10 protein-coding genes and 1 pseudogene are annotated in these 12,500 nt (G+C 50.9%); 5 read left to right on the plus strand and 6 right to left on the minus strand.

The features are described 5' to 3' along the window. Positions 1-15: 15 nt before the first annotated feature. Both J2T37_RS03195 and J2T37_RS03200 read right to left on the minus strand, forming a co-directional pair. Positions 16-429 carry an FUSC family protein gene (locus J2T37_RS03195; RefSeq protein ID WP_253353749.1) on the minus strand — a complete coding sequence of 138 codons (414 nt, stop codon included), beginning with the start codon at positions 427-429 and terminating at the stop codon, positions 16-18. Positions 430-450: 21 nt separating this feature from the next. Then, positions 451-999: a hypothetical protein gene (locus J2T37_RS03200; RefSeq protein ID WP_253353750.1), complete on the minus strand. Its 549-nt coding sequence runs from the start codon at positions 997-999 to the stop codon at positions 451-453. A 423-nt stretch (positions 1,000-1,422) separates the two neighbouring features. On the opposite strand from J2T37_RS03200, the gene J2T37_RS03205 reads away from it, so the two are divergent. Then, positions 1,423-1,899 carry a pyridoxamine 5'-phosphate oxidase family protein gene (locus J2T37_RS03205; RefSeq protein WP_253353751.1) on the plus strand — a complete coding sequence of 159 codons (477 nt, stop codon included), beginning with the start codon at positions 1,423-1,425 and terminating at the stop codon, positions 1,897-1,899. A gap of 150 nt (positions 1,900-2,049) precedes the next feature. Next, the gene (locus J2T37_RS03210; RefSeq protein WP_253353752.1) at positions 2,050-2,733 is read left to right on the plus strand and encodes a 16S rRNA pseudouridine(516) synthase; all 684 of its coding nucleotides are present in this window, start codon (positions 2,050-2,052) and stop codon (positions 2,731-2,733) included. 369 nt (positions 2,734-3,102) lie between these two features. On the opposite strand, the gene J2T37_RS03215 is transcribed toward J2T37_RS03210, so the two are convergent. Next, positions 3,103-4,815 (minus strand): proline--tRNA ligase, encoded by a 1,713-nt coding sequence (locus J2T37_RS03215; protein WP_253353753.1) that lies wholly within the window; start codon positions 4,813-4,815, stop codon positions 3,103-3,105. Between the two features lie 614 nt (positions 4,816-5,429). On the opposite strand from J2T37_RS03215, the gene fghA reads away from it, so the two are divergent. The 3 genes from fghA (at position 5,430) to mutL (ending at position 9,450) form a co-directional block, all read left to right on the plus strand. Further along, a complete protein-coding gene (fghA, locus tag J2T37_RS03220; RefSeq protein ID WP_253353754.1) occupies positions 5,430-6,269 on the plus strand; it encodes an S-formylglutathione hydrolase in 840 nt (279 codons plus the stop codon). Positions 6,270-6,782: 513 nt separating this feature from the next. Then, positions 6,783-7,346: a YagU family protein gene (locus J2T37_RS03225; protein WP_253353755.1), complete on the plus strand. Its 564-nt coding sequence runs from the start codon at positions 6,783-6,785 to the stop codon at positions 7,344-7,346. A 100-nt stretch (positions 7,347-7,446) separates the two neighbouring features. Continuing rightward, positions 7,447-9,450, plus strand: coding sequence for a DNA mismatch repair endonuclease MutL (mutL, locus tag J2T37_RS03230; protein ID WP_253353756.1), 2,004 nt, complete (start codon positions 7,447-7,449; stop codon positions 9,448-9,450). Positions 9,451-9,561: 111 nt separating this feature from the next. On the opposite strand, the gene J2T37_RS03235 is transcribed toward mutL, so the two are convergent. From J2T37_RS03235 to J2T37_RS03245, 3 genes and pseudogenes are all read right to left on the minus strand, one after another. After that, on the minus strand, positions 9,562-10,461 hold the full coding sequence (locus J2T37_RS03235) for a hypothetical protein (protein WP_253353757.1): 900 nt from the start codon (positions 10,459-10,461) through the stop codon (positions 9,562-9,564). A 468-nt stretch (positions 10,462-10,929) separates the two neighbouring features. Then, complete coding sequence (locus J2T37_RS03240) at positions 10,930-12,297, minus strand: polynucleotide adenylyltransferase PcnB (protein WP_253353758.1); 1,368 nt, start codon at positions 12,295-12,297, stop codon at positions 10,930-10,932. Between the two features lie 125 nt (positions 12,298-12,422). Next, positions 12,423-12,500 (minus strand): annotated as a pseudogene (locus J2T37_RS03245) (IS1595 family transposase); the annotation flags it as partial.

A 12,500-nucleotide genomic window follows, 5' to 3' on the forward strand; every position in this document is an offset into this window, starting at 1 on the left:
CCGAATCATATCACATCACAGGCGGAACAGTTTGACCGAAGCCAGCGCTACCAGACCGCCCAAAGAAGTGGCAATCAAGCGGTGTTCGGTGGTAACAATCGGATCGCCGAAACCGATGGCAATCAGAAACACGATATTGGAAGAAATCAGGCTGCTCAGAAGCAGATAATGGGCTTTCTGTATGGAAAAGGCGAGTGCGCTGGAAATAATCAGCGAACCCAGCAGGATATACTGGTTGTCATGACACAGATAAATAATCACAGTTGCCACGCCGCAGCCCAACAGCGTGCCGAGCAAGCGGTTAATCATGCGCGTATAAGTCACCCGGCCTGCAGGACGGACAATAATTAAAGCCGTCATCGGCGCCCAATAATCATTGGCAATACCGATGGATTTGGCTGCGACAAAAGAAAAAATGACCGCGCACACCACCGCCCCGATAAAACGCGGCTAACGGCTCGGTGGCAAGGTATTGAACAGCGCCGAGGGCAAAACCGGCGCCATTTGCGGGAAAAAACGCGCAAAGACCATCATGCCGCCCAACTGCAAAAAGCCGCCCAGTAATACAAATAAGCCGCGCAGCAGCGCATAGTCCAAACCTTTGGGATAATGGCTGGCCACCAGAAAAGCCACCACCGTCTGCAAGCTGACCCACCACATATCGCTGTTTTTACTCGTTAAATATGCGCAGCCGCCCGAAAGCAAGGCCAACAGCGGAAACAGCTGTTCGAGCCGGTTACCTACCAGCGAACCCAATACAGCCGCAGCCGCCATCCCCAGCGTGGCAATAGCCACCGCACCCCAGCGGTAGCGGCCGAGTGTGCGAGAAACACCGAAGCCAACCGACAAAGCCGCCCCGACCATAATCACAGCCACAACCGTATTCAGTTCAAGACTGAGCGCGATCACCAACATCACCGCCGGCGAGCATAAAAATGCCTCCCGCCAGTAGATTTTACCAATCGACTGCCCAAATGTAGTAAAAAGATTTGATTTCATTGAAAAATATGTGAAGCTCCTGCATAAAAGCGGCCTGCAGGAGAATGATGATTTTTATGATAATGAGACCGATGGGAGGACAACAGTTGCCCTAGCCGAAAACCTTTAGAATCGATTTTCAGCCACCTCCCGACAGCAGGCGGGAAGTATATCGCCAATCCAATCCAAGACCAACCCCGAAACTGCTCCGCTTCAGACGGCCTTTCTTCACATCAAACAGTATAGCAAATACATCTTCTTAGCCAAATATGAGTAAATTTCTCAACATTTCTTCTAAAATTTAAAAATTAATTTTGATTTAAATCAATAAATTAATTTCAATCTCAAATAACAATAACAATTATCATTTGCAATCTTTGCCAATATCCGTATAATTCAAATCAACGAAACGCAACAAGCAATACAGAACGAAAGGAGAAGAAAATGCCCGAAAGTATTTTTAAGCAAGTCTCCCTCGATATTCTGAGACTGCACCAGCAAACCCTGCGCTCGCTTCTCGCCACTCAAGGCTGCGAACATTGCGAGATTCATGATGCGGTATATATTACTTTAAACGGTCGTTATTATGTGTGGCTGCCTTGCATGCCGTCTGAAAAACCATGCGCAACCGGCATTCTTCTGATTGAAGACGAGGCTTCCAATACGCGCCTAAGCTGGGTGGCGGATACCCGCGAAGTCAAGCAGAAAGACAGCCTGTACCAACGCGTGAGCGCTGCCCTGCAACGCCGTATGCGCCGCACAAAAGAAAAGTTCCACCAGGCCGCAGATGCCTGCCTCTTGGAGCTGACCCCGCAACAAGGCCGCCTGACCACCGGCAGCAAAGATTTGTCGCTCTCACCGCATGATTTGGTGAAAGCCCTTTATCCGGCAACCCATAAAGTAGGAGGATTCGCCCTGTAACAGTTTTGGTAGTGGTTTGTGTTCCTTTTGCGCCCCTTAATTTCTTAAAGGGGCGATTTTTTTTGCTTGTTCAAAATCCGTATTTGTCAGACGACCTAAACGGTTTTCCAGTAAAATAAGGCCGTCTGAAAACTTCTGCCCGCACCTCCTATGCAACTCTTAAAATACCTCCAAGCCCAAGGCCACGGCAGCCGCAAGCAATGCCAATGGCTGATTGACAACGACTGCATTGCCATCAACGGCGAAATCCGCAACAAAGCCAAAAGCGACATCAACCCTACCGACGTGCAAACGCTGGCGATTGAAGACGAAGCGCAAACCGTGGTGCCGCTGCCTTATTTCTATATCCTGCTTAATAAACCTGCCGATTACGAAACCTCGCACAAGCCGCAGCAGTATCCCAGCGTGTTCAGCCTGTTTCCCGACCACATGCGCAACATCGACATGCAGGCCGTCGGCCGCCTCGACGCCGACACCACCGGCGTTTTGCTGATTACCAATGACGGCCAGTTTAACCACCGCGTGACTTCGCCCAAACACAAAGTCGCCAAACTCTACCGCGTTACCCTCAAACATCCGGCGGATGACAGCCTCTGTACCACCCTAAAAAACGGCGTTTTGCTGCATGACGACAACGAAACCGTCCGCGCCGCCGAAGCCGTATTGGAAAACCCGACCACGCTCTTAATGACGATTACCGAGGGTAAATATCATCAGGTCAAGCGCATGGTGGCCGCCGTCGGTAACCGCGTCGAACAACTCCACCGCGACCGTTTCGGTGATTGGGATACACAGGATTTGGCACCGGGCGAGTGGAAATTTATTACTTTATAGTATCTTTTTCTCATTTTTTGAAAAAAATTACACATTTTGAATTTTTAATTTATTTAAAATTAAATATTTATTTATAATCTATTTTATTTAACTAAAATTAACACTAAAACCGCCGAACTATTATATAATTCGCGTGTCTGAGTAACACTTGCTTCGAAAGAAGTGAGTAAGTGAGTAAGACGTTTTCCCCGTAATGTGTTTGGCCATCTATACTTTCCCCTTAGTATAGATGGTTTTTTTTGTCTGTATTTTTCTCAGCCCAGTATTCGTACATTGCTTATATTGCCCCGTTTGGGCAGGATAAGAGCCGCAAAAAGGCCGTCTGAAAATCATCATGGTTTCGGACGGCCTTTACTTCATACAAACTGATTACGATTTCAGCGCAGTCACGACTTTCGCCACCACATCACCCAGAGCCACGCTTTGCGATTCGGCATCACGGCGGTAGGCATATTCGACATTGCCTTCTTTCAAGGCGCGGTCGCCGATGACGATACGGTGCGGAATGCCCAAGAGTTCGGAATCGTTGAGCAGCACGCCGGCGCGCTCGTCGCGGTCGTCCAACAATACATCCACGCCCTGCGCCAACAGTTCGGCATAGATTTGGTCGGCAGCAGCTTTCACGCTTTCCGATTTTTTGTAGTTCATCGGCACAATCACCGCTTCAAACGGGCTCATCGCCTCCGTCCAAATAATACCGCGCTCGTCATTGTTCTGCTCGATGGCGGCGGCAACCACACGGGTTACGCCGATACCGTAACAGCCCATTTCCATGATTTGCGATTTGCCGTTGTTGTCGAGGAAAGAGGCATTCAGGGCTTTGGAATATTTGTCGCGCAGTTGGAACACATGGCCGACTTCGATACCGCGCGCCAGTTTCAGACGGCCTTGACCGTCGGGGCTTTCATCGCCTTCCACTACATTGCGCAAATCGACAAACTCCGGCTCTGCGGCGTCGCGGCCGAAGTTGAAACCGGTATAGTGGTAGTCGTCTTCATTCGCACCAATCACCCAATCCGCGCCTTTTTCAGTGGCAAAATCGGCATACACTTTACCTTTGAATCCCACCGGGCCGAGTGAGCCACCGTTGGCACCAAACTGCGCCAAAATTGCTTCCGGCGCGGCCATGGTCAGCGGCGCTTTTACACCCGCCAGTTTTTCCGCTTTGATGTCGTTAAACTCGTGATCGCCGCGCAACAGCAGCAACACGATTTCGCCCTCTTCTTCGCCTTCCACCACGATGGATTTGAGCGTGGTTTCAATCGGAATATGCAAAAATTCTACCAATTCGGCAATGGTTTTAACCGCAGGCGTATGTACTTTTTCCAGCACTTTGCCTGCTGCTGCGCGTTCGCCCGCCAGCGGCAGGGTCGGCGCCAATTCCAAGTTGGCGGCGTAATCGGATGTGTCGCTATACGCAATCACGTCTTCGCCGCTCTCGGCCAACACTTGAAACTCGTGTGAACCGGTACCGCCGATACTGCCGGTATCCGCCGCCACCGGGCGGAAGTTCAAACCCAAGCGGTTGAACACGCGGCAATACGCGTCGTACATATCCTGATAAGTCGCCTGCAGCGAAGCAAAATCGGCATGGAAAGAATACGCGTCTTTCATGATAAATTCACGCGCGCGCATCACGCCGAAACGCGGGCGAATTTCGTCGCGGAATTTGGTTTGGATGTGGTAAAAATTCTTAGGCAGTTGCTTATAGCTGGTAATCTCGCGGCGCACGATGTCGGTAATGACCTCTTCGCAGGTCGGGCCGATACAGAAATCGGCGTCTTTACGGTCTTTAAAGCGCAACAGCTCTTTGCCGTAAAACTCCCAGCGGCCGCTTTCCTGCCACAGCTCGGCCGGCTGCACCACGGGCATTAAAAGCTCGATACTGCCGGCGCGGTTCATCTCTTCGCGCACGATGTTTTCCACTTTGCGCAACACGCGCAAGCCCATCGGCATCCAAGTATATAAGCCGGAAGCGTTGGCTTTAATCAGACCGGCGCGCAACATCAGCTTGTGGCTGGCAAGCGTGGCTTCTGCCGGGGCTTCTTTTAAGGTAGAAATAAAAAACTGGCTGGCTTTCATGGTGTTTGTATTCGGTATCAAAAATAATCGCATATTGTAACGCGAAACGCTTAGGGTCTGTTAACATTTCATCACGTGCCAGCTTTTCGGATGAAGTGTCAACAGACCCTGATTTTGATAATTTTTCAGGTGTCAACCGCCGGATAGATAAAATTATCCACCGCCTTGTTTTATAGGGGAATTTTGTTACCGCTTCTTTCAAATACACCATTTATTTTTAACTTATTGATTTTAAATGATTTTATATGCCTATTTTTTAAGCAATCTATCGGCTTGATTGTCGCTAAAGAAATTTTTCTGTTTACTCCCTGCTTACCCACATACTTATCCACAGAGCTTGTGTATAGATTTTCATCTTATTGAAATATAAGAACCTGTATTCATAAGATTGATAGATGGATTTTTGTTGGATAATCATGCGAATACAAGGCGATATTTATGCAAATCTGGACGATTGGCGTAAAAATCCAACGCGGTAGGCGTGTGATTAGGCAATAAAAAGACGCTATCAAGATTATGAATACAGGTTCTAAGCCCTCAGCGGCGTTTTCAGACGGACTGACGCTTTTCTGCTACCATTGGTTTCGTCTGCTTTATATATTGGAGAATACCGCATGTCCGCCCCCATCCTTATCGAACAACACAAACTTTTCAACGGCCTGCAAGCGCGTTACCGCCATTTTTCCGAGTCCAACCAATGCGACATGACTTTCAGCATTTACCTGCCGCCGCAAACGCAGCAGGGCTACCGCGTACCCGTGCTCTATTGGCTCTCCGGCCTGACCTGCACCGATGAAAATTTCATTCTCAAAGCCGGTGCGCAACGCTTTGCCGCGCAATGGGGCATTGCCTTGGTGTCGCCCGACACCTCGCCGCGAGGCGATGGCGTGGCCGACCATGAAAACAAAGGTTTGGGGCAAAGCGCCGGTTTTTATGTCAACGCCACGCAAGCGCCGTGGGCGGCGCATTATCAGATGTACGACTATATTGTGAAAGAGCTGCCCGCGCTGATTGAAGCCGTGTTCCCTGTAACCGACAAGCGCAGCATTGCCGGACACAGCATGGGCGGCCACGGCGCTTTACAGATTGCCTTAAAAAACCCCGACCGCTACGCCGCCGCCTCTGCTTTTGCGCCCGTTGCCAACCCCAGCCGCACGCCGCTGGGCAAACAGGCTTTTGCCGCCTATCTGGGCAACGATCCGGCCGCGTGGGTGCAATACGACAGCACCGAGCTGGTCAAAACCGCCGTCAAAAAATTTCCCATTTTGATTGAACAAGGCGATGCCGATGAATTTATGCCCGAGCTACGCAACGACGCTTTTGTCCGCGCCGCACGCGGCAACGGCTTTAATGTGCAATACAAACTGCGGCCGGGTTACGACCACAGCTATTTCTTCGTCGCCAGCTTTATGGATGCGCATATCGAGTTTCACGCCGACGCATTAGACTTGTAAAGGGCTTGTTTGCATTCTGTCCGGCCGCTGTGCCAAACCATCTTATTTATTAAGGCCGTCTGAAAACCTGAGCATAGGCATCGGTTTTCAGACGGCCTTTTCATATGCTTACACATTTTCTTAATTTCCCCTCCAAATGATGACTTTGTAATAATGATGTAGTACGGCTGACCTGTTTTCCGCGCTTCCCAACCCTTATCTTTCTCATGATTGAGCCCCCTAGCGCAAAAATTAAATTAACAATTTAAAAACATATCACTAGATTCAAAAAACACCTGATTTTACACCGCATATCCCCCAAAAAAATCGCTTATTCTGACTGAAAGGCAAGCCACGGTAATAAAATCATATCGCTTCCGCCCCCGCTCCTCTAAAAAAAATGCTTTTTTCATTAAAGCTTTAACGTACCTTCACATTAATCTTGACTTACATCAAATTAATTGATACCTTTTATCGACACCACCCTATTTTTGAAATAAAGTTACATGAAATTCACACACAAGGACTGTCAACATGAGTAATCAAAAAACTGCCTCCAACGGCAAAATCATTTTCTGGGTCACGCTGGTCGGCGGCTTTATCAGCTCTCTGGTCAAATGGGGTTCTGAAGTCAACATGCCGCCGCGCATGCCGGGCGAAATCTCTCCTCCGGGCGCGCACATCGACGCTTGGCTGGGCGGTTTGGGCTTTAACCAACACTCGCTGGATTATATTTACCAAGGCGCCAATGTCTTGGGCGCGGTAACTTTGTATCACTGGCTATTTAGCTTTGCCTTTGCATTTATTTACGTTGTAGCGTCTATGTTTTGGTCGAAAACCCGCCTGTGGTACGGCGCTTTGTACGGCCTGATTGTGACTGTTTTCGCCCACGGCCTGATGATTCCGCTCTTAGGCTTCCGCCATCCGGCCTACGACACGCCGGGTACGGTCGGCTGGCTGTGGAATTTGAACAGCGCCGAATTAATCAGCGAAATCCTCGGTCACGTTTACTGGTCGGTGTCGATTGAAATCTGCATGATCGCCGTCCTCGCCCACTTCGGCCGCCCGATTTACGGCGTGTGGTGGAAAAAAGACTAAGCGTATTTTGATTTGAAAAACACGGCAAAAGGCCGTCTGAATCCCAAGTTCAGACGGCCTTTTGCTATAATAAGCGCCTATTTTTGCAAGAAAGCCAACCATGTCTCGAATTGCCGCCCTGCCCGATCATCTGGTCAACCAAATCGCCGCCGGCGAAGTGGTGGAACGCCCCGCCAATGCCTTGAAAGAAATCGTAGAAAACAGCATAGACGCAGGCGCGACAGCGGTTGAGGTCGAGCTCTCAGGCGGCGGTATCCGCCTGATTCGCGTGACCGACAACGGCAGCGGCATCCATGCCGACGACATCGAATTGGCGCTACACCGCCACGCCACCAGCAAAATCAAAACCTTAAACGATTTGGAACATGTCGCCAGCATGGGTTTTCGCGGCGAAGGCTTGGCCAGTATCGCCTCTGTCAGCCGCCTGACCCTCACCAGCCGTCAGGCCGGCAGCGACCATGCCAACCAAGTCAAAGCCGAAGACGGCAAGCTGAGCGCCGCCACCCTTGCCGCCCACCCCGTCGGCACCACCATCGAAGCGGCCGAACTGTTTTTCAACACTCCCGCCCGCCGCAAATCTCTCAAATCGGAAAACACCGAATACGCCCACTGCGCCACCATGCTCGAACGCCTCGCGCTGGCGCACCCGCACATCGCCTTTACCCTTATCCGCGACGGCAAAACCATCTTCAAACTGCCCGTGCAGAGCCAACACGAGCGCATCGCCGCCATCGTCGGCGACGATTTTCAGACGGCCTCGCTGGAAATCGACAGCGGCGAAGGCATCATGCGGCTATACGGCGCGATTTCCAAACCCACCTTTGCCAAAGGCAAAAGCGACAAACAATACTGCTTTGTCAACCACCGCTTCGTGCGCGACAAAGTCATGCTGCATGCGGTCAAACAAGCCTACCGCGATGTTTTGCACAACGCCGTTACCCCCGCATTTGTCTTGTTTCTCGAACTGCCGCCTGAAGCCGTTGATGTGAATGTGCACCCAACCAAAACCGAAATCCGCTTCCGCGACAGCCAGCAGGTGCACCAGCTCGTGTTCCACACCCTCAACAAAGCGCTGGCCGCCACCCGCGCCGACCAAACCGAAAGCGTCAGCAATGTCGGCGACGTATTGCACGAGGTTTTGGGTGTACCCGCCATGCCGTCTGAAAATCTGCCCACCGAAGCGGCCGATAATACCCTGACTTCAGACGGCCTTACCCGCTCCGCCACCGCCCGCAGCTACCGCGACGAATACCCCACCCGCAGCAGCAAAACCACGCCCATGCCTTATCAGGCCGCACGCGCACCGCAGCAGCGCACCTTATCTCTGCGCGAAAGCCGTGCCGCGCTGGATACCTACGCCAAGCTGTTTAAAACAACGCCTGCCGATGACGATATCGAGCTGCGCCAATTCGAGCAGGCGCGTTTCGGCAACAATATGCCGTCTGAAAGCGCACTCCATCTCAGCGGCCAAGACAGCGCCCCAAGCATTTCAGACGGCCTTAATCCCCCATCAGAACTGCCGCCGCTCGGTTTCGCCATTGCCCAGCTTTTGGGCATTTACATCCTCGCCCAAGCCGAAGAAAGCCTGATTTTGGTGGATATGCACGCCGCCGCCGAGCGCGTCAACTACGAAAAAATGAAACGCCAGCGCGATGAGCAAGGCAGCCTGCAAAGCCAGCGCCTGCTGATTCCCGTGACCTTTTCCGCCAGCCACGAAGAAACCGCCACCCTCGCCGACCACGCCGACATCCTGCGCGGATTCGGCCTCGAACTCTCCGACATGGGCGGTAACACCCTCGCCGTGCGCGCCGTCCCCGCCATGCTCGGCAAAGCCGACGTCGCCGCCCTCGCCCGCGACGTATTGCGCGAATTGGCCGCCACCGGCAGCAGCCAAACCATAGAAGCGCGGGAAAACCATATCCTTTCTACCATGTCGTGCCACGGCTCTGTGCGCGCCGGACGGCAACTGACCCTGCCCGAAATGAACGCCCTCCTGCGCGATATGGAACACACCCCGCGCAGCAACCAATGCAACCACGGCCGCCCGACTTGGGTGAAGCTGACGTTGAAAGAATTGGACGCGCTGTTTCTGCGCGGGCAGTAAATATGTTTGGATGATAAAAATGCCGTCTGAAAAATTCGCTTTTTCAGACGGCATTTTTATTTTATAAACAAGAGAACATACATTAAGTGAAGTGAGTAGCGAATGCATGTCCTACGATGCAATCTGCTCTTCTCGTTTTGCCAAGCCCTGCCGTAATTCCGTAAACTCGGGCGTATCGAACACACTTCCGGGCTTAGGAATGGTATATTTTTCCAAATGCGCTTTCAGTATATCCAAGCTGTAACCTTTCTCCCGTTTGTAAAAGGCATTCGGATTCAGATAGGCTTTTACGGCTTGTTCTTTTGCACGATAGCTTTCGTAGTCGGTTACCATATCGCTGATGTTTTCGGTCAACTGCAACAGATAACCCTCGCCGATTTTTTCCACACGGTAAACTGGTGCTTGGGCGAGTTTTTCTTCCCCGAACAATTCGACATAAGGTCTGCCGAAATAGGCCAGCCATGGAAGATTTGGCAACCAGTGGCGTAGTTCGTGGGTAGTAACAATCATGTGCGGCTCTTTAGTTTCTTCATCGTGTCCATCGCAGCACGATATGCCCAAATAATCCAACATACGTGGATAGGTCATATATTCAATAAAGGCATAGTCAGCTTGGTTATGTCGTAGCCGATACTTAAAATATTCATATAACTCTAAAAAGATTTTTTCTTCATCTATATTTAAGCGAAGATATAATCTTTCCATCATGTGTAGAGGAGCATTATTTGCAAGCATGCGAACTGCAGAAAATCCCCCTAACGCTTCTGGATTCTTGCGAATTTTCCAGTTTAATTGCTGTAATTCAGGGAGAAATTCATCCTTTTCTACTGCTACATTAAGCCTTTCTAAAAAATGAGCATCAAATTTTTTAGTCGGCTCATACAAACCCCAATTAGATGACCTTGCATTTTTAACCATTGCTTCATATTCAAGCAACATTTTGCTAAAGTCCGATATAAAAAGTTCTGTATCAGATAGAAAGAATTTCATAAACAAGGTATTTTTAAACATATCAATTCCCTTTATTTGTCTTGTCTTTGTAATCGGTTAGTTTTTTCGTTATGGGATTAAAAACTTGAATTTTACATCCTGAATTCTTTACAGTCTCTTGAACCGTACCCGAAATCTTTGTTTTAGCAAATCATAGCCTGCAAGAAACATAAATTTCCTATGCAGGATGCATGCCAAAGCATGCACGCGTTGGTTGACCTTTGTATTCGCTACCGTCTGAAACGCTTTCAGACGGCATGTTGTTTTGGTTTTCATGGTTTGTGAGAAAACTTATTCTCTTCGGTTTAGACATTGTACCGTTTCATTAAACAACGCGTGCATGCTTTGGCATGCACGCTACCAAACAGGAATCGCGCCGCAACCAGCCGCAGCCTGCATGAAACGTCAATTTCCCTAAATACGGTACGTTACCCATATTTTAATGCCGTCTGAAAAATCATTTTTCAGACGGCATTTGTTGATTACCCTTTATTCCGCTGTCGGCACGGCCACTTTTTTCTTCGGTTTGCGACGGCGGCGGCGTTTCGGTTTGGCTTCGCCCTCGCCGGTGTGCTGCTGTTGGGCGCGTTGCTGGGCGGCTAGGGTCATGTCGGCGCGGGTGGCATCGTCGGCGTGTTGGAAGGTTGTCCACCAATCGACATAATCTTTATTCACTTCGCCGACTTGTCCGCGCAAGACCAGAAAATCGTAGGCGGCGCGAAAGCGAGGTTGCGCCAATAATTTATGCGGGCGGGCGCCGCGTGTGTTGTCGAATTGCGGTTGCAGCTGCCAGATTTCGCGCATGGTGGCGGTGAAGCGTTGCGGCACGCCCCAGCCTTTTTCGATGGTGTCGCGCAGGGTGTTGATGGCGTCGGTCAGCGCAGGCGCGGGTTTTTGGCCGCGTTGCAGGTTTTGCTGCCAGTAGCGGTTGAGCTGCGGCCACAATACGGCGGCCAGCACGAAGCCGACGGATACGGATTTGTCGGCGCGTAAACGCTCGTCAGTGTTTTTTAAGGCCAGCGCGATAATGCGGTTTTCCGGTTTTTCGGCGGATTTGAGGGCGCTCAAAAGCGGGTGGATGTCGCCGCTGACACCAAGAGAATGGAGCTTTTGCAGGCATTCTCGGGCGTGGCCGGAAAACAGCAGTTTCATGATTTCGTCAAACAGCCGCGCCACGGGCTCGTGTTTCAGACGGCCTGCCTGCTCGGGAATCGGCGCGGCGGTACGCGGCTCGACATCGAAGCCGAGTTTGCCCGACAGCCTGACGGCGCGCAGTATGCGCACGGGGTCTTCCTGATAACGCTCAGCCGGATCGCCGATCATCACCAGCTTTTTATCCGCCACATCGCCTACGCCGTGATGAAAATCAATGATTTCTTGGCGGATGGGGTCGTAATACAGGGAATTGCAGGTAAAATCGCGGCGCATGGCGTCTTCTTCCATGCTGCCGTAGGTGTTGTCTTTCATAATCCGCCCGGCGGCGTTTTGCACGGCTTTGCTGCCGCCCCGGAAGGTGGTGACTTCGATGGTTTCGGGGCCGACCATGACATGCACGATTTGGAAACGGCGGCCGATAATGCGGCTGCGGCGGAAGATTTTGTGCACTTGCTCGGGCGTGGCGTTGGTGACGACGTCGAAGTCTTTGGGCTCGACGCCGAGCAGCAAATCGCGCACGGCGCCGCCGACGACATAGGCTTCAAAGCCTTCGGTATGCAGACGGCGCACGACTTTTTCGGCGGCGAAGCTGAGCATGTCGGCGCTGATATGGTGCGCGCTAAACGGGAGGATTTCTTTATGCGCCGCAGCCTTGCCGCTACGCTTGGCGGGCAGGACTTTGTGCAGCAGTTTTTTCAACATGGATACGGTTCTTTTTCTGATGGCAGGCCGTCTGAAAAAAAGGGCGGGAAACCTTGATACAGTGTTCTTCAATGATACGAGGTAAGGATACGTATTTAAAATATTTTTGGGGCTGTACTAGATAATTAGAGCAAATTACCTTTTACTAACTGTTTCAAAATAGAAATTTGAGATTTTATTTCACTGTTGTTAAAACGCCATTC

Origin of the sequence: Neisseria perflava (assembly GCF_024170405.1) — a bacterium.
Taxonomy (GTDB): Bacteria; Pseudomonadota; Gammaproteobacteria; order Burkholderiales; family Neisseriaceae; genus Neisseria; species Neisseria perflava_B.

Coding starts and splice junctions, on each gene's coding strand:
- J2T37_RS03205 (WP_253353751.1), top strand. CDS start 1,423: ATGCCCGAAAGTATTTTTAAGCAAGTCTCCCTCGATATTCTGAGACTG.
- J2T37_RS03235 (WP_253353757.1), bottom strand. CDS start 10,461: ATGTTTAAAAATACCTTGTTTATGAAATTCTTTCTATCTGATACAGAA.
- J2T37_RS03225 (WP_253353755.1), top strand. CDS start 6,783: ATGAGTAATCAAAAAACTGCCTCCAACGGCAAAATCATTTTCTGGGTC.
- fghA (WP_253353754.1), top strand. CDS start 5,430: ATGTCCGCCCCCATCCTTATCGAACAACACAAACTTTTCAACGGCCTG.
- J2T37_RS03215 (WP_253353753.1), bottom strand. CDS start 4,815: ATGAAAGCCAGCCAGTTTTTTATTTCTACCTTAAAAGAAGCCCCGGCA.
- mutL (WP_253353756.1), top strand. CDS start 7,447: ATGTCTCGAATTGCCGCCCTGCCCGATCATCTGGTCAACCAAATCGCC.
- J2T37_RS03200 (WP_253353750.1), bottom strand. CDS start 999: ATGAAATCAAATCTTTTTACTACATTTGGGCAGTCGATTGGTAAAATC.
- J2T37_RS03210 (WP_253353752.1), top strand. CDS start 2,050: ATGCAACTCTTAAAATACCTCCAAGCCCAAGGCCACGGCAGCCGCAAG.
- J2T37_RS03240 (WP_253353758.1), bottom strand. CDS start 12,297: ATGTTGAAAAAACTGCTGCACAAAGTCCTGCCCGCCAAGCGTAGCGGC.